This window comes from Streptosporangium sp. NPDC023615 (assembly GCF_040640155.1).
Classification (GTDB): domain Bacteria; phylum Actinomycetota; class Actinomycetes; order Streptosporangiales; family Streptosporangiaceae; genus Streptosporangium.
Window position 1 is genome coordinate 1 of record NZ_JBFABE010000080.1, and the last position, 15,794, is coordinate 15,794.

Below are 15,794 nucleotides of genomic sequence, written 5' to 3' on the forward strand. Positions count from 1 at the left end.
GATCGCGGGCCGTACACCACCGGGCCGAGAGGTGAGGGTTCCAGCCGAACCGCACCAACCATGTTCCCCTGATGAGTCGGTCGCCCCCTCCCCGCGCGCCTCACTCCAGGACGAAGCTCGCGTTGCCGCGGAAGGCGGCGGTGCCGTCGTTCTGCTCCACCCACACCTGGCCGGCACGGTGGCGCAGGTAGTAGCCGGGGAAGTTGACCGACTCCAGCGACACCGTGCCCGAGCCGGCCAGACCGGTGCGGCGGGTGAAGCTCGCGTCGGCCCTGAACAGGGTGGAGCCGTCGCTCTTCTCCACCCAGGCCGCGTGGTCGCGGTGGCGCAGGTAGTAGCCGGGGAAGTTGGTCGACTCCAGCGACACCGTGCCCGAGCCGGACAGGCCGGTGACGAGCCTGAACTGCGAGTCGGCCAGCGGGGAGACGTTCGCCTCCAGGCGGGCCCGGTAGTCCCAGTGGCGTACCGCGGAGCCCGGGGTGTCGTGGGACATCAGCCGCACGGGGGTCACGCCGTCGGCGACCGGGATGCCGAAGTCGGGGGTGCCGTCCGCCCGCCAGTGGACCTTCTGGACGCGGGTGCGCCGGTTGGGGTCGTTGAGCGGGTCACCGGAGATGTCGCGGTAGTTGCGGTCGTGGTAGACGAGGATGTCGCTCTGGCCGTCCTCGGAGACGGTGAAGGAGTTGTGGCCGGGACCGTACTGGCCGGTCGAGGCGTTGCTGGCGAAGACGGGGCCCGCGCTCTTGGTCCAGGAGGAGGCGTTGAGCGGGTCGGCCGAGGCCGAGGCGGTCAGCATGCCCAGGCAGTAGTTGGCGTCGGTGGCGCTGGCCGAGTAGGTGAGGAAGAGCCGGCCGTTGCGCTGGATCACAGCGGGCCCCTCGGCCACCTTGTACCCGCGGGTCTCCCACGCCAGGGTGGGCACGGTCAGCCGGGTGGTGGGGCCGGTGATCGTCCAGGGGTTGGCGCCCATGCGGGCGATGTACAGGTTGGAGTTGGTGGCGATGCCCGGCTCCTGCTGGGCCCAGGTGAGGTAGCGCACCCCGCCCGCGACGAACGTCGAGGCGTCCAGCGCGAAGGTGTCCCAGGGGGTGGTGATGCGGCCGCGCTCGGTCCAGGAACCGGTCAGCGGGTTGGCGGCGCTGCTCTCCAGGACGTACATCCGGATCCGCCAGACGTCGTCGGCGCGACCGGCGGCGAAGTAGACGTACCACTTGCCGTTGATGAAGTGGATCTCCGGCGCCCAGATGTGGGCGCCCATCTCGCCGCTGGTGTGCTTGCGCCAGATGACCGTCTCGGGGGCGGTGGACAGGCCCTGGACGGTGGTGGCGCGGCGCAGCACGATGCGGTCGTACTCGGGGACGGTGGCGGTGAAGTAGTAGTAGCCGTCGGTGTGGCGGAAGATGTGCGGGTCGGCGCGCTGGGCGGCCAGCGGGTTGGTGTACTGGACGGCGGGGGAGGCGTGGGCCGCCACCGGCAGGAGCAGGCCGCCGATCAGGGCGAGCAGTGTGACCAGGGCGGTCACCAGCGGGCGGCGGGCGGCTGTGGGGGGCATCAGGTCGTCCTCGTCTCGTCGGACCGGCGGTGGGACGTCATGACGTCTCGCCGGGAGCGTCACCGGTGTTCGCGGAACCCGCCGGTGCGCGCATCCCGACACCTCCCGGTGTTAACGTTAACATCTCACCGCGAGCACACGGGGGCGGTGATCGGGGCGTTGGCGTATTAGTAGCCCGCCGGGAGGGCGCCCGTCAATGGGGGCGCGCAACTCGGCCCTCGGGGGAGTGCCGGAGCGGAGTCCGGCCGCGGCGGGGCGCGCCCGGTCCCGGCGCGGGGGTGGGCGGGCTCCTCCTGCTCGGCGGGCCGGGCGACCCCTCGCCGCGCCCGCCGGACCTCCCGTCCGGCGATAAATCGTTGGTGATGCCAACGAACACGTATAAGGTTGGTGTCACCAACGTTTGCGGCGCCAACCGTCGCCGGCGCCGGACGCCGGCCGTGTGGCCGCCGAACGTATCCCCTGGAGTCACGATCATGGTCAAGCCGTTCCGTATCGCCGTCCCGCAGGCCGACCTCGACGACCTGGCCGACCGGCTCTCCCGCACCCGCTGGCCCAACGAGGTCGCCGGCGCGGGGTGGGACTACGGTTTCCCGCTGGCGCGCCTGCGGGAACTGGCCGAACGCTGGCGCACCGGCTACGACTGGCGCGAGCACGAGGCCGGGCTCAACGAGCTCCCGCACTTCACCACCGAGATCGAAGGCCAGAACATCCACTTCGTCCACGTCCGGTCCTCGCGACCGGACGCGCTCGCGCTGATCCTCACCCACGGCTGGCCCGGTTCGTTCCTGGAGTTCCTCGCCGTCGTCGAGCCGCTGTCGCGCGACTTCCACCTGGTGATCCCGTCGATCCCGGGGTACGGCTTCTCCGGCCCGACCCACGAGCGCGGCTGGGACGTCGTCCGGGTCGCGCGGGCCTGGGCCGAGCTGATGCGCCGTCTCGGATACGAGCGCTACGGCGCTCAGGGCGGCGACTTCGGTTCGGGCGTCTCGACGGCGCTCGGCGCGGTGGCGCCCGGCCGGGTCGTCGGGGTGCACGTCAACTACCTGCCGACCCGGCCGGTCCCGGACGCCGGCATCGACCTGTCCGAGGCGGACGAGGCCCGGCTGGAGGGGATCAGGCGGCTGATGGCGAACCGCCCGCCGTACCAGGCCCTGCAGGCCACCACGCCGCAGACCATCGGCTACGCGCTGACCGACTCGCCGGTCGGCCAGCTCGCCTGGATCGCCGAGCGTTTCGCGCAGTGGACGGATCCCCGTTCGCCGATCGACGACGAGCGGATACTCACCGGCGTCTCGCTGTACTGGCTGACCGCCACCGCGGCCTCCTCGGCGCGGCTGCACCGCGAGACCCCGCGGCGGGTCGAGCCGTGCCCGGTGCCGGTCGGCGTGGCGGTGTTCGCGTACGACATCACGCGGTCGGTGCGACCGCTGGCCGAGCGGCTGTACGACATCAGGCACTGGTCGGAGTTCGACCGAGGCGGCCACTTCGCCGCGATGGAGGTACCGGAACTGCTCGCCGGGGACGTCCGGACCTTCTTCCTCGACCACGTCACCCGCGACCGGCGGGCCGCTCACCGGGGAGCACGGGGGCAGGAGAAATAAATCTACAACGTAAAGGCGAGGATCTGTATTCACGAGCACCGAAGGAGGACCGGAGGAACGATCACCGAGAAAGAGGCGCCCCGTGTTCGGCCATCTCCCTGAAACATTTCACGTCGTTTTCGGTGCGGTAGGTGTAATCCCATCTCAGGTCGGTAGCACGGGGGAAAGGGGTGAACCATGGATCTGACTGCTACGACAACCATCCGCAAGCCGGCGTCGGAGCTCTACGCGTTCTGGCGCCGGCTGGAGAACCTCCCGACGTTCATGTCCCACCTGGACGAGGTGCGGTCCACGGGCGAACGGACGAGCCACTGGGCGGCGAGCGCCCCGTTCGGCCGGACGGTCGAGTGGGACGCCGAGATCACCGAGGAGGTGCCCGGCGAGCGCATCGGCTGGCGTTCGATCGCCGGCGCCGACGTGTCGAACGCCGGAAAAGTATGGTTCGTGCCGGCACCGGACGGTGTGAGCACGGAGGTGCACGTCCTGCTCGTCTACGACATGCCGGGCGGTGCGCTCGGCAAGGCGATCGCCACGTACTTCGGCGAGGAGCCGCACCAGCAGATCGACGACGACCTGCGCAGGCTGAAGCAGGTGCTGGAGACCGGTGAGGTGGTGCGCTCCGACGGGGCTCCCTGGGGCAAGCGGGCCCGCAAGGAGTTCCCGCAGCGTCCGGCGCAGCCGCTGTCGGCCGAGGAGCTCGCGAAGGGAGCACTGGCATGAGGGCCAACACCTGGGCCGGACGGAACAAGGTCGAGGTCCGCGACGTGCCGGACCCGACGATCCTCAACGCCCGCGACGCGATCGTGCGGATCACCTCGACGGCGATCTGCGGCTCGGACCTGCACCTGGTCGACGGGTACGTGCCGACGATGCAGGACGGCGACATCCTGGGTCACGAGTTCATGGGCGAGGTGGTGGAGGTCGGTTCCGCGGTCGCCCCGGAGCGGTTGCGGGTCGGCGACCGCGTCGTGGTGCCGTTCCCGATCGCGTGCGGCGCGTGCGCGGCGTGCGCGGCGGAGCTGTACTCGTGCTGTGAGAACAGCAACCCCAACGCGGGCATCGCGGAGAAGATGTACGGTCACCCGATCGCGGGGATCTTCGGGTACTCGCACCTGACCGGCGGGTTCGCGGGCGGGCAGGCGCAGTACGCGCGGGTGCCGTTCGCCGACGTGGGGCCGTTGAAGATCGAGTCGGGCCTGAGCGACGAGCAGGTGCTGTTCCTGTCCGACATCCTGCCGACCGGTTACATGGGCGCCGAGATGTGCGACATCACCTCCAGCGACGTCGTCGCGGTGTGGGGTGCCGGTCCGGTGGGGCAGCTCGCCATGGACAGCGCCAGGGCCCTGGGGGCGGCGAGGGTCATCGCGATCGACAAGGAGCCGTACCGGCTGCGCATGGCCGAGCAGGCCGGTCACACGGTCGTCAACTTCGACGAGGTGGACGTCCGCTCGGAGCTGCTGGCGCTGACCGGTGGGCGCGGTCCGGACAAGTGCATCGACGCCGTCGGTCTCGAGGCGACGCACGGCAGCGCCCACGTCGGCGCCTACGACCGGGTCAAGCAGGCCGTGCGGTCGGAGACCGAGCGTCCGCACGCGCTGCGGCAGGCCATCATGTCGTGTCGCAGCGGCGGCATCGTGTCGGTCATCGGCGTGTACGGCGGCCTGCTGGACAAGTTCCCCGCCGGGGCGTGGATGAACCGGTCGCTGACCCTGCGCACGGGGCAGTGTCACGTGCAGCGGTACATGAAGCCCCTGCTGCAGCGGATCGAGCGGGGGGAGATCGATCCGACCCGGATCATCACGCACACCCTGCCGCTGGAGCAGGCCTCCCAGGGGTTCGACATCTTCAAGAACAAGAAGGACGACTGCGAGAAGGTCATCCTCAAGCCGTGAGCCGTGAGCCGGCACGGTGACAGGGGGTCGCGGACGGCGCCGGTGGTCGCCGGTGCCGTCCGCGGTGTGGTGCCCGCCGCCGGGGCCGGGCCGGAGCGGGACTCCGGCCCGCACGCCGGGGCCCGCGAGGCCGGGGGTCTACACCTCGGTCGTCCGCAGGAGGGGCTGGTAGGTCACCTCGGCGAGGGCCTGCTGCCCGCTGGTGTTGGGGTGGAAGTAGTCCCAGGTGCTGAGCTGCCCGAGGGTGAAGGGGTAGGAGAAGACGGCGTCGCCGTCGTACCTGCAGGTGGTGTACTCCGCGCAGACCCGGGCGAGCACGCCGTTGAAGTCGACGACCCGCTGCCTGACGCGGTCGCGGCGCGCCTCGTCCTCGGGGGTGGTGGAGCGGGGGGAGGCCAGCATGGACCGGCAGATGCCGAAGGCGCTCCAGGCGGTGCGCGCCGAGGAGCTGTCCTTGCCGACGGCCCACAGGCGCTTGAGGTCGGGGATGCTCGCGACGAACACCGAGGCCTGGGGGATCCCGGTCGCCAGTTCCTGCATGGCGGCACGGAAGCGGCTCTCGAAGTCGGCCACCGAGGTCATGGACGACTCCGAGGAGGTGCAGGCGTCGTTGGCACCCATGAGGATCGTCACGTAGTCGACGCCCCGGGAGGCGGCGGTCCTGGCCTGTCCGGCGAGGTCGGCGATCTTCGCGCCGGACCGGGCGTCGTTGTAGGCGACGAGGTCGGGGTTCTGGGTCCTGATCCGGTTGCGGTGGCTGTCGACCGAGGTGCTCGACCCCGTCGACCAGGACCGGCTCGTGCAGTCGACGAACCAGCCGCAGGCGTTGAACCCGCGGGTGATCGAGTCGCCCAGCCCGGACATGGAGCCGGGGGGCGCGAGGGTGGCGGAGGCGGCCGGGCCGGCCGGGACGAGGGTCCAGCCGAGGGCGGCGGCGAGAGCGAGGACGAGGTGGAGGGCATGGCGTCGTGACAGTCGGGACAAGGGACCTACCTCTGTCAGGGGGGTGAGCCGGATGCTGTGCCGATCGTGAATCGGTCCGGGCCCGGCGTACAGAGGGGGAACGGAAGACTGACGTCTTGGTCAAGTCTGTCAGGGGGGCGGTCAGGAGGTCAGGCGGTGACCTTCTGGAGGAACTCGGCCACGTTGGCCACGGTCCTGTCGATCTTCTCCTCGAGGGTGAGGGACTCGGGCATCCGCCCGCCGGGCCCGGCGTCCTTCTTGCCGCGCAGGTAGAGGGAGCAGGCCAGGTCGGTGCAGATGTAGGCGCCCACGGAGTCGCCGTTGCCGCCGGTGCGGCGGGCGGTCATCAGGGACACGCCCTCGCCGGTGTGCGTGGTCAGGCAGAGCGAGCACATGCTGCGCCGGGCGTGCCCGGCGTGCGGGGTGGCGCGCCGCAGTGCCGCTCCGACCAGGCGGCCGTCGTGCTCGGCGACCAGGTAGGTGCGGCCCGGGGAGGCGGGGTCGCGCCAGCCGAGGAAGTCCAGGTCGTCCCAGGGGCGGGAGTCGAGGTCCCTGGGGACGGCGAGGCGCTTGGCCTCGCCCTTGGTGCAGTTGACGAAGGAGGCGCGGATCTCGCCCTCGGAAATCGGTCGCATGGCCTAGAAGCTACCCCCTGTATGCTGCTGCTGCAAAAGGTTATAGAAATTCCTAGAGGCTCTAGGAAGAGGGGGGAGTCCATGGCGCGGGGCGCGGTGACCGCCGACCGGGTGGCCGAGGCGGCGGCGGAGCTGGCCGACGAGGTGGGGCTGGAGGGCATGACCGTCTCGGAGGTCGCGCGCAGGCTCGGCGTGAAGGACGCGAACCTGTACGCGCACATCGGCAACGCGCACGAGCTGCGCGTCAGGGTGGCCGTGCTGGCGCTGGCCGAGCTCGCCGACCGGGGTGCGGTGGCGCTGGCCGGACGGGCGGGCAAGGAGGCGCTGGTCGCCTTCGCCGACGTCTACCGCGACTACGGCAGGGAGCATCCCGGCAGGTACGCGGCCATGAGGGTCGAGCTCGACCCGGAGACCGCGAGGGCGAGCGCGGGGCGCCGGCACTCGGACATGATGCGGGCCATCCTGCGCGGGTACGCGCTCGAGGAGCCCGACCAGACCGACGCGGTCCGGCTGCTGGGCAGCGTCTTCCACGGGTTCGTGAGCCTGGAGGGGAGCGGGGGTTTCCGTCATCACCCGCGCGGCGCGGACGAGTCCTGGAGCCGGGTGCTCGACACGCTCGACGTCGCCCTCCGCGCCTGGCCGGCGTCCGCGCCGGCCGGGGCGGAGACCTCGCGGTGACGACCTCCCGGCTTCGGTGACCCTCCCGCCCGGCCCGGCACCCGGCGTCCGGCTTCCGGGGGGGGAAGGGGGCGGGGGCGGGGCGCCGTGACGCGACGACCGCGTATGGATCGCGTCAAGAACGCCGTCGCGGCCGTATGGAAGCCATCAAGAACGGCTAAAACACTCTGTTTCCGGGCTTTGCTGGTCGAGTGCCGCCCATTCCGGGCGGTGACAACGTTCCGGAGTCGAGGAGTGAGGATGGCCGACGTCATCTTCGTCGCCCTGACGATCGCGGTCTTCGTGGTCCTCGGGGTGGTCGTGAAGGCGGTGGAGCGCCTGTGAGCGCCGTCAACGCCGCCGGTCTCGTGACGGTCGCCGTCTTGGTGATCTTCATGGTCGTGGCGCTGCTGTTCCCGGAGCGGTTCTGATGAGCCCGGCCGTCGCGGGGACGATCTTCGTCGTCTCCCTGGTCGCCGTGCTGGCCCTGGCGCACAGGCCGCTGGGCGACCACATCTTCCGGGTGTACACGAGCCCGCGGCACACCGCCGCCGAGCGGGGGCTGTACCGGCTGCTGGGCGTGCGCCCCGACGCCGAGCAGGGCTGGGGCGTCTACGCCCGCGCCCTGCTGGCGTTCTCGGCGATCTCGGTCCTGGCCGTGTACGCCGTCCAGCGGCTGCAGGACAGGCTGCCGCTGAGCCTGGGCATGGAGCCGGTCACCGACCACGTCGCGTGGAACACCGCGATCAGCTTCGTCACCAACACCAACTGGCAGGCCTACTCGGGCGAGTCCACGATGGGCCACCTGACCCAGATGGCCGCCCTGGCCGTGCAGAACTTCGTGTCCGCGGCGGTGGGCATGGCGGTGGCGATCGCGCTGGTACGCGGCCTGACCCGGCGCGGGGCCGAGACGGTCGGCAACTTCTGGGTGGACCTGGTCCGCGGCACGACGCGCGTCCTGCTGCCGCTCGCCTTCGCGGGCGCGCTGGTGCTGGTGGCCGGAGGGCTGGTCCAGAACCTCTCCGGCGCGCACGAGGTCGCGACGCTGACCGGCGGCACCCAGGCGATCACCGGCGGCCCGGTCGCCTCGCAGGAGGCGATCAAGGAGCTGGGCACCAACGGCGGCGGCTTCTACAACGCCAACTCCGCCCACCCTTTCGAGAACGCCACGAGCTGGACCAACTGGTTCGAGATCCTGCTGATCCTGCTGATCCCGTTCTCGCTGCCGCGCGCCTTCGGCAGGATGACCGGGCAGCCGCGGCAGGGCACCGCGATCCTCGCGGTGATGGCCACGATCGCGCTGACCGTCGTCGTGCTCACGAACGTGTTCGAGCTGGGCGGGGACGCGACGGTGCCCCGGGCGGCGGGCGCGGCGATGGAGGGCAAGGAGGTGCGCTTCGGCGTCCCGGGCTCGGCCACGTTCGCCGCGGCGACCACCCTGACCTCGACCGGGGCGGTGAACTCCTTCCACGACTCCTACACCCCCTTCGGCGGCATGATGACGATGTTCGCCATGATGCTGGGCGAGGTCGCCCCCGGCGGGGTCGGCTCGGGCCTGTACGGCATGCTCGTCCTGGCGGTGATCACCGTCTTCGTGGCCGGGCTGATGGTCGGCCGCACCCCCGAGTACCTGGGCAAGCGGATCGGCGCCCGCCAGATCAAGCTGGTGTCGCTGTACCTGCTGGTCACCCCCACCCTGGTGCTGGGCGGCACGGCGCTCGCGATGGGCTCGCCCACGCTGCGGGCGAGCATGCTCAACGGCGGGCCGCACGGCCTGTCGGAGGTCCTGTACGCCTTCACCAGCGCCTCCAACAACAACGGCTCGGCCTTCGGCGGCCTGTCGGCCGCCACGCCCTGGTACGACGTGGCGCTGGGCCTGTGCATGGCGTTCGGCCGGTTCCTGCCGATCGTCCTGGTGCTGGCGCTGGCCGGCTCGCTGGCCCGGCAGGTCCCGGTGCCGGCGTCGGCGGGCACGCTGCCCACCCACGGCCCGCAGTTCGTCGGCATGGTCGCCGGCGTGACGATCATCCTGGTCGCGCTCACCTACCTGCCGGCGCTCGCGCTCGGCCCCCTCGCGGAAGGACTGTCCTGACATGCCGATCCCCACGGCCCAAGCGCCGGCCGCGACACCGGGCGGAACACCGGCGCGCGCCGGCCGGGCGGGCGCGGTCCCGCCCGGCCCCCGGCGGCTGGCCGCGTCGCTGCCGGGTGCGCTGCGCAAGCTCGACCCGCGCACGCTGTGGCGCAACCCGGTGATGTTCGTCGTCGAGATCGGCGCGGCGTTCACCACCGTGCTGGCCGTCGCCGACCCGTCGTTCTTCTCCTGGGCCATCGTGGTGTGGCTCTGGCTGACCGTGATCTTCGCCAACCTGGCCGAGGCCGTGGCCGAGGGGCGGGGCAAGGCGCAGGCCGAGACCCTGCGCAGGACCAGGACCGACACCCGGGCCCGCCGGGTGAGGAGCGTGACCTCGCCCGAATGGGAGGAGGTCTCCGCCTCCGAGCTCGTACGGGGCGATCTCGTCCTCGTCGAGGCGGGGGAGACCGTCCCCGGCGACGGCGACGTGGTCGAGGGGATCGCGTCGGTGGACGAGTCGGCCATCACCGGCGAGTCCGCGCCGGTGATCCGCGAGTCCGGGGGTGACCGCTCGGCGGTGACCGGCGGCACGAGGGTCCTGTCGGACCGGATCGTCGTCCGGATCACCCAGAAGCCCGGCGAGAGCTTCGTCGACCGAATGATCGCGCTGGTTGAGGGGGCGAACCGGCAGAAGACGCCCAACGAGATCGCGCTCAACATCCTGCTGGCCGCGCTCACGATCGTCTTCCTGGTCTCCACCGCGGCGATGCAGCCGCTGGCCGTCCACTCCAAGCTCGTCAACCCGGGCACGGCGGACTCGGTGGCGCTGAACGCCGACGGTGTCAGCGGCGTGGTGCTGGTCTCGCTGGTGGTGTGCCTGATCCCGACCACGATCGGGGCGCTGCTGTCGGCCATCGGCATCGCCGGCATGGACCGCCTCGTGCGGCGCAACGTCCTGGCCGTGTCCGGCCGCGCGGTCGAGGCCGCCGGTGACGTGTCCACGCTGCTGCTGGACAAGACCGGCACGATCACGGTGGGCAACCGGGAGGCCGTCGCGTTCGTCCCGGCCGACGGGGTGGACGAGACGGAGCTGGCGCGGGCGGCGGCGTTGTCCAGCCTGGCCGACGAGACCCCCGAGGGCCGCTCCGTCGTGGCCCTCGCCCGGCGGGCCCACGGCCTGGCCGAGGAGTGGCCGGGCGAGTCCGACCGGGTGACCTGGGTGCCGTTCACCGCGCAGACCCGCATGTCCGGCGTCGACCTCGACGGCCGCCAGGTGCGCAAGGGGGCGGCGGCGGCGGTCATGTCCTGGGTGGGCGAGCACGGCGGCCGCACCGAGGGGGTCGGCCACCTCGTGGACGCCGTCGCCGTCTCCGGCGGCACCCCGCTGATCGTGGCGGAGAGGGGCCGGATGCTCGGGGTGATCCACCTCAAGGACGTGGTCAAGATGGGCATGCGGGAACGCTTCGACGAGATGCGCCGGATGGGCATCCGCACGGTGATGATCACCGGTGACAACCCGCTGACCGCCAAGGCCATCGCCGACGAGGCCGGCGTGGACGACTTCCTGGCCGAGGCCACGCCCGAGGACAAGCTGGCGCTGATCAGGAAGGAGCAGGAGGGCGGGCGGCTGGTCGCGATGACCGGCGACGGCACCAACGACGCCCCCGCCCTGGCGCAGTCCGACGTCGGCGTCGCCATGAACACCGGCACCTCGGCCGCCAAGGAGGCCGGGAACATGGTCGACCTGGACTCCGACCCGACCAAGCTCATCGAGATCGTCGAGATCGGCAAGCAGCTCCTCATCACACGGGGCGCGCTCACCACGTTCTCCATCGCCAACGACATCGCCAAGTACTTCGCGATCGTCCCGGCCATCTTCGCGGCCGTCTACCCGGGGCTGGACGCCCTCAACGTCATGCGCCTGGCCAGCCCCCAGTCGGCGATCCTGTCCGCGGTCGTGTTCAACGCGATCGTCATCGTCGCGCTGATCCCGCTGGCGCTGCGCGGCGTGCGCCACCGGCCCGCCGGCGCCTCCAGGCTGCTGTCGCGCAACCTGTACGTCTACGGCCTGGGCGGCGTCGTCGCGCCGTTCGCCGGCATCAAGATCATTGATCTTTTCCTCCGTCTCCTTCCAGGGATGTCCTGATGCAACACCTGCCCGCCACGCTGCGCCGGCACCTGACCGCGATCCGGGCGGTCGCCGTCCTCACCGTGCTGCTCGGCCTGCTCTACCCGCTCGCCGTCACCGGCGTCGCCCAGTTGCTGGTGCCCGGCGGCGCGGGCGGCTCGATCGTCCAGGCCGGAGGCAGGGAGGTGGGCAGCGCGATCATCGGGCAGTCCTTCACCGATGCCGCCGGTGAGCCGGTCGCGACCTACTTCCAGTCGCGCCCGTCGGCGGCCGGCGACGGCTACGACCCGGCCTCGACCGGCGCGAGCAACCTGGGCCCCGAGGACGTCGTGGACACGCTGCCGGTCCCCGGCGCCGTGGACGAGGAGGGCGAGCCGGACGAGGGCAGGGTATCGCTGCTCACCCGGGTGTGCGCCCGCTCGAGGGCGGTCGGCGAGCTGGAGGGCGTCAGCGGCGCCCGCCCGTACTGCACCCCCGACGGGGTCGGCGCGGTGCTGAAGGTCTTCCCCGACCGGGTGGTCAGCGTCAACCAGGCCTGCCCGGCCACCCCGTTCCTCGCCTCCTACCGGGGGCTTCCGGTGCGGTGCGCCACGCCGGGCGAGGACCACGCCGCGGGCCTGACCGTCCCGGTCCGGGGGGAGGCCGGAGTGCCCGCCGTGCCGGCCGACGCGGTCACGGCGAGCGGTTCCGGCCTGGACCCGCACATCTCGCCCGCCTACGCCGAGCTGCAGGCGCCGCGCGTGGCCCGCGAACGCGGGATCGCCCTCGCCGAGGTCAGGAGGGCGATCGCCGGGCACACCGCGGGCCGGGCACTCGGCTTCATGGGCGAGCCCGCCGTCAACGTGCTCGAACTCAACCTGGCGCTCGACGGCGCGGACCGGGTGAGAGGCAGGTGAGCGGCGGGTGAGCGGCGGGGATGATGGGATGACGGGGGGTGCCCGGACAGTGGCGCGAGGTGACGGGCGGGTGGCAGGGTGAACGGCGCGACGAGCGGCCCGACGAGCGCGTACCGGTACGCGGACCCGCCCGCGGTGCCGGCCAGGAGGGCCTCGTGAGCCGCGGCAGCCTGCGGGTCTACCTCGGGGCGGCGCCCGGGGTGGGCAAGACGTACGCGATGCTCGGCGAGGGCCGCCGGGCGCTGGAGCGCGGCCGGGACGTGGTCGTGGGGCTCGTCGAGACCCACGGCCGGTCCCGGACCGCCGCCCTGCTGGAGGGTATGGAGGTGATCCCCCGCAGGAGCGTGACCTACCGGGGCGCGACGTTCGGCGAGCTGGACACCCAGGCGGTGATCGCCCGCGCGCCCGGGGTGGCGCTGATCGACGAGCTGGCCCACACCAACGTGCCCGGGTCGGGGAACGCCAAGCGCTGGCAGGACATCGACGAGATCCTGCAGGCCGGCATCGACGTGATCTCGACCGTCAACGTCCAGCACCTGGAGTCGGTCAACGACGTCGTGGAGGAGATCACCGGCGTCCCGCAGCGCGAGACCGTGCCGGACGAGGTGGTGCGGCGGGCCGACCAGGTCGAGCTGGTCGACATGTCCCCCGAGGCCCTGCGCCGCCGCATGGCCCACGGCAACGTCTACGCCCCCGGCACGGTCGACGCGGCCCTGTCGAACTACTTCCGCGTCGGCAACCTGACCGCGCTGCGCGAGCTGGCGCTGCTGTGGGTCGCGGGCAAGGTCGACGACCAGCTCGACCGCTACCGCACCGACCACGGCATCGCCACGACGTGGGAGGCCCGCGAGCGCGTGGTCGTCGCCCTGACCGGCGGCCCCGAGGGCGCCACCCTGGTCCGCAGGGCCGCCCGCATCGCCGCCCGCACCAAGGGCGCCGACCTGCTCGCGGTGCACGTCACCGGCGCCGACGGGCCCGCCGGGGCCGACCCGGCCGCCCTGGCCGTCCAGCGCACCCTGGTCGAGGACATGGGCGGCACCTACCACCAGGTCGTCGGCGAGGACGTCTCGCGCGCGCTGCTCGACTTCGCCCGCGGCGTCAACGCCACCCAGCTCGTCCTGGGCGCCTCCCGCAGGGGCCGCCTGGCCCAGCTCCTGTCGCGCGGCGTCGGGCTGGAGACCATCGCCCGCTCCGGATCCATCGACGTCCACATGATCACCCACGACGAGGCCAGGAGGGGGCGGCGCCGGCCGGTGCGCTCCCGGGCCGCGCTCACCCGCGCCCGGCGGCTGATCGGCTGGGGGATGGCGGCGGCCGGGCTGCCGGGGCTGGCCCTGGCGCTGTCGCCGTTCCGGGACGTGCTGTCGCTGCCCAGCGAGATCCTGCTCTTCCTCTGCCTGACCGTCGCCGTCGCGCTGGCCGGCGGCATGTGGCCGGCCATCACCACGGCGGTGGGCGGGTCGCTGCTGCTCAACTGGTTCTTCACCACACCGGTCGGCGAGTTCACCATCAGCGACCCGGAGAACCTGTTCGCGCTGGTCGTGTTCGTCCTGGTGGCGGCCGCGGTCAGCACGATCGTGGACATCGCCGCCCGCCGTACCCGCGAGGCCGCACGCGCCGGCGCGGACGCCGAGCTGCTGTCGACGCTGGCCGGGCACGTGCTGCGCGGGCAGGCCGCCGTACCCTCCCTGCTGGAGCGGACGCGCGAGACGTTCGGCCTGACCTCGGTCACCCTGCTGGAACGGCTGCCCGGGGCCACCCGGGCTCCCGAGGAGCGCTCGGACCCGGAGGCGTGGCGGATCGTGGCCACCAGCGGCGGCACCCCGTCCACCTGCCCGGGACGCTCCGACACCGACGTGGTCGTCGACGACGACCTGGTCATGGCCGTCCGGGGCGGGCCGCTGGACGCCGCCGACCGCACGGTGCTGGAGGCGTTCGCCGCCGAGACCGCCGTGGCCCTGCGCCAGGAACGCCTGCGTGAGGCCGCCGAGCGGGCGCGCCCGCTGGCCGAGGCCGACCGGATGCGCACGGCGTTGCTCGCCGCCGTCAGCCACGACCTGCGCAGCCCCCTGGCCTCGGCCAGGATCGCCGTCGAGAGCCTGGGCAGCACCGACGTCGTCTGGAGCGAGGACGACCGCGCCGAGCTGCTGGCCACCGCGAAGGAGTCGCTGGAGAGGCTGGACCGGCTGGTGGCCAACCTGCTCGACATGAGCCGCCTGCAGGCCGGGGTGCTCGGCGCCCTGCCCCGGCCGGTCGCCCTGGAGGAGGTCGTGCCGCGCGCCGTCGACGACCTGGGCCCGCTGCGCGACCGGATCGAGGCCGACATCTCCGTCGAGCTGCCCGAGGTCCTCGCCGACCCGGCCCTGCTGGAGCGGGTGCTGGCCAACCTCATGTCCAACGCGGTGCGCTACGGCCCGCCCGGAGAGCCGGTGCTGATCAGCGCGAGCCGGCACGGCGGGCGCGTGGAGATCCGCGTCATCGACCGGGGGCCGGGCATCCCGCCCGAGGCCCACGACCGCGTGTTCCAGCCGTTCCAGCGCCTGGGAGATCGCGACAACCACTCGGGCTTCGGCCTGGGCCTGGCGCTGTCGCGTGGCCTGACCGAGGCGATGGGCGGCACACTCGTACCCGAGGAGACACCCGGGGGAGGACTCACCATGGTCGTCGCACTGCCCGTCCCGAGCGGGGCGGTGGCGTCGTGACGCGCATCCTCGTCGTGGACGACGAGCCGCAGATCCTGCGCGCGCTGCGCGTCAACCTCGTCGCCCGGCACTACGAGGTGGAGGTCGCCTCCGACGGCGGCTCGGCCCTGCGGGCGGCCGCCGACCGGCCGCCGGACCTGGTCATCCTCGACCTGGGACTGCCCGACCTGGACGGCGTGGACGTCATCCACGGCCTGCGCGGCTGGACCGCCGTGCCGATCATCGTGCTGTCGGGCAGGGACGGCGGCCAGGACAAGATCGAGGCCCTGGACGCCGGTGCCGACGACTATGTCACCAAACCGTTCGGGGTCGACGAGCTGCTGGCCCGCGTGCGCGCCGTCACCCGGCGCGCCGGCGCCCAGGAGACCGGGCCCGCCCGCGTCGAGATCGGCGGCCACGTCGTCGACCTGGCCGTCAAGACGGTCTCCGGTGACGTGCACCTCACCCCCACCGAGTGGCACATCCTGGAGCTGCTGGTGCGCCACCCGGGCAAACTGGTCAGCCAGCGTCAGATCCTCACCGAGGTGTGGGGGGCCGCGTTCGTCAAGGAGACGAACTACCTGCGCCAGTACATGGGCCAGCTCCGCCGCAAGCTCGAACGCGACCCGGCCCGTCCCGCCCACCTGATCACCGAACCGGGCATGGGCTACCGCTTCACACCTTGACCCGTGATCCGCCCGCGCGCCGGTGGGCC

The 15,794-nt window shown here is 72.3% G+C and carries 13 protein-coding genes; 10 read left to right on the forward strand and 3 right to left on the reverse strand.

The window, feature by feature from the left end:
• Positions 1-100: 100 nt before the first annotated feature.
• Positions 101-1,552, reverse strand: coding sequence for a family 43 glycosylhydrolase (locus AB0G16_RS34115; RefSeq protein WP_362814408.1), 1,452 nt, complete (start codon positions 1,550-1,552; stop codon positions 101-103).
• A gap of 473 nt (positions 1,553-2,025) precedes the next feature.
• Here AB0G16_RS34115 and AB0G16_RS34120 point away from each other — a divergent pair, with 473 nt between their 5' ends.
• The 3 genes from AB0G16_RS34120 to AB0G16_RS34130 all read left to right on the forward strand — a co-directional run bounded on the left by AB0G16_RS34120 (position 2,026) and on the right by AB0G16_RS34130 (position 5,045).
• Entirely contained in the window at positions 2,026-3,153 is a 1,128-nt protein-coding gene (locus AB0G16_RS34120) for an epoxide hydrolase family protein (RefSeq protein ID WP_362814410.1), read from the forward strand.
• A gap of 177 nt (positions 3,154-3,330) precedes the next feature.
• Positions 3,331-3,873 carry an SRPBCC family protein gene (locus AB0G16_RS34125; protein WP_362814412.1) on the forward strand — a complete coding sequence of 181 codons (543 nt, stop codon included), beginning with the start codon at positions 3,331-3,333 and terminating at the stop codon, positions 3,871-3,873.
• Complete coding sequence (locus AB0G16_RS34130; protein WP_362814414.1) at positions 3,870-5,045, forward strand: zinc-dependent alcohol dehydrogenase; 1,176 nt, start codon at positions 3,870-3,872, stop codon at positions 5,043-5,045. The genes AB0G16_RS34125 and AB0G16_RS34130 overlap by 4 nt, the downstream gene beginning before the upstream one ends.
• A gap of 138 nt (positions 5,046-5,183) precedes the next feature.
• On the opposite strand, the gene AB0G16_RS34135 is transcribed toward AB0G16_RS34130, so the two are convergent.
• A complete protein-coding gene (locus tag AB0G16_RS34135; protein WP_362814416.1) occupies positions 5,184-6,029 on the reverse strand; it encodes an SGNH/GDSL hydrolase family protein in 846 nt (281 codons plus the stop codon).
• Between the two features lie 128 nt (positions 6,030-6,157).
• Positions 6,158-6,643 (reverse strand): FBP domain-containing protein, encoded by a 486-nt coding sequence (locus AB0G16_RS34140; protein ID WP_362814418.1) that lies wholly within the window; start codon positions 6,641-6,643, stop codon positions 6,158-6,160.
• Between the two features lie 81 nt (positions 6,644-6,724).
• On the opposite strand from AB0G16_RS34140, the gene AB0G16_RS34145 reads away from it, so the two are divergent.
• The 7 genes from AB0G16_RS34145 (at position 6,725) to AB0G16_RS34175 (ending at position 15,765) form a co-directional block, all read left to right on the forward strand.
• On the forward strand, positions 6,725-7,321 hold the full coding sequence (locus tag AB0G16_RS34145) for a TetR-like C-terminal domain-containing protein (RefSeq protein ID WP_362814420.1): 597 nt from the start codon (positions 6,725-6,727) through the stop codon (positions 7,319-7,321).
• Positions 7,322-7,641: 320 nt separating this feature from the next.
• Positions 7,642-7,731, forward strand: a complete 90-nt coding sequence (locus tag AB0G16_RS34150; protein ID WP_362814422.1) for a potassium-transporting ATPase subunit F — start codon at positions 7,642-7,644, stop codon at positions 7,729-7,731.
• Complete coding sequence (gene kdpA, locus AB0G16_RS34155) at positions 7,731-9,392, forward strand: potassium-transporting ATPase subunit KdpA (protein ID WP_362814424.1); 1,662 nt, start codon at positions 7,731-7,733, stop codon at positions 9,390-9,392. The genes AB0G16_RS34150 and kdpA overlap by 1 nt, the downstream gene beginning before the upstream one ends.
• Position 9,393: 1 nt before the next feature.
• A complete protein-coding gene (gene kdpB / locus AB0G16_RS34160) occupies positions 9,394-11,520 on the forward strand; it encodes a potassium-transporting ATPase subunit KdpB (RefSeq protein ID WP_362814426.1) in 2,127 nt (708 codons plus the stop codon).
• On the forward strand, positions 11,520-12,398 hold the full coding sequence (locus tag AB0G16_RS34165) for a potassium-transporting ATPase subunit C (protein ID WP_362814428.1): 879 nt from the start codon (positions 11,520-11,522) through the stop codon (positions 12,396-12,398). Before kdpB ends, AB0G16_RS34165 begins: the two co-directional genes overlap by 1 nt.
• 155 nt (positions 12,399-12,553) lie before the next feature.
• Complete coding sequence (locus AB0G16_RS34170) at positions 12,554-15,100, forward strand: ATP-binding protein (RefSeq protein WP_362814430.1); 2,547 nt, start codon at positions 12,554-12,556, stop codon at positions 15,098-15,100.
• Complete coding sequence (locus AB0G16_RS34175) at positions 15,097-15,765, forward strand: response regulator (RefSeq protein ID WP_362814432.1); 669 nt, start codon at positions 15,097-15,099, stop codon at positions 15,763-15,765. Before AB0G16_RS34170 ends, AB0G16_RS34175 begins: the two co-directional genes overlap by 4 nt.
• Positions 15,766-15,794 lie beyond the last annotated feature (29 nt).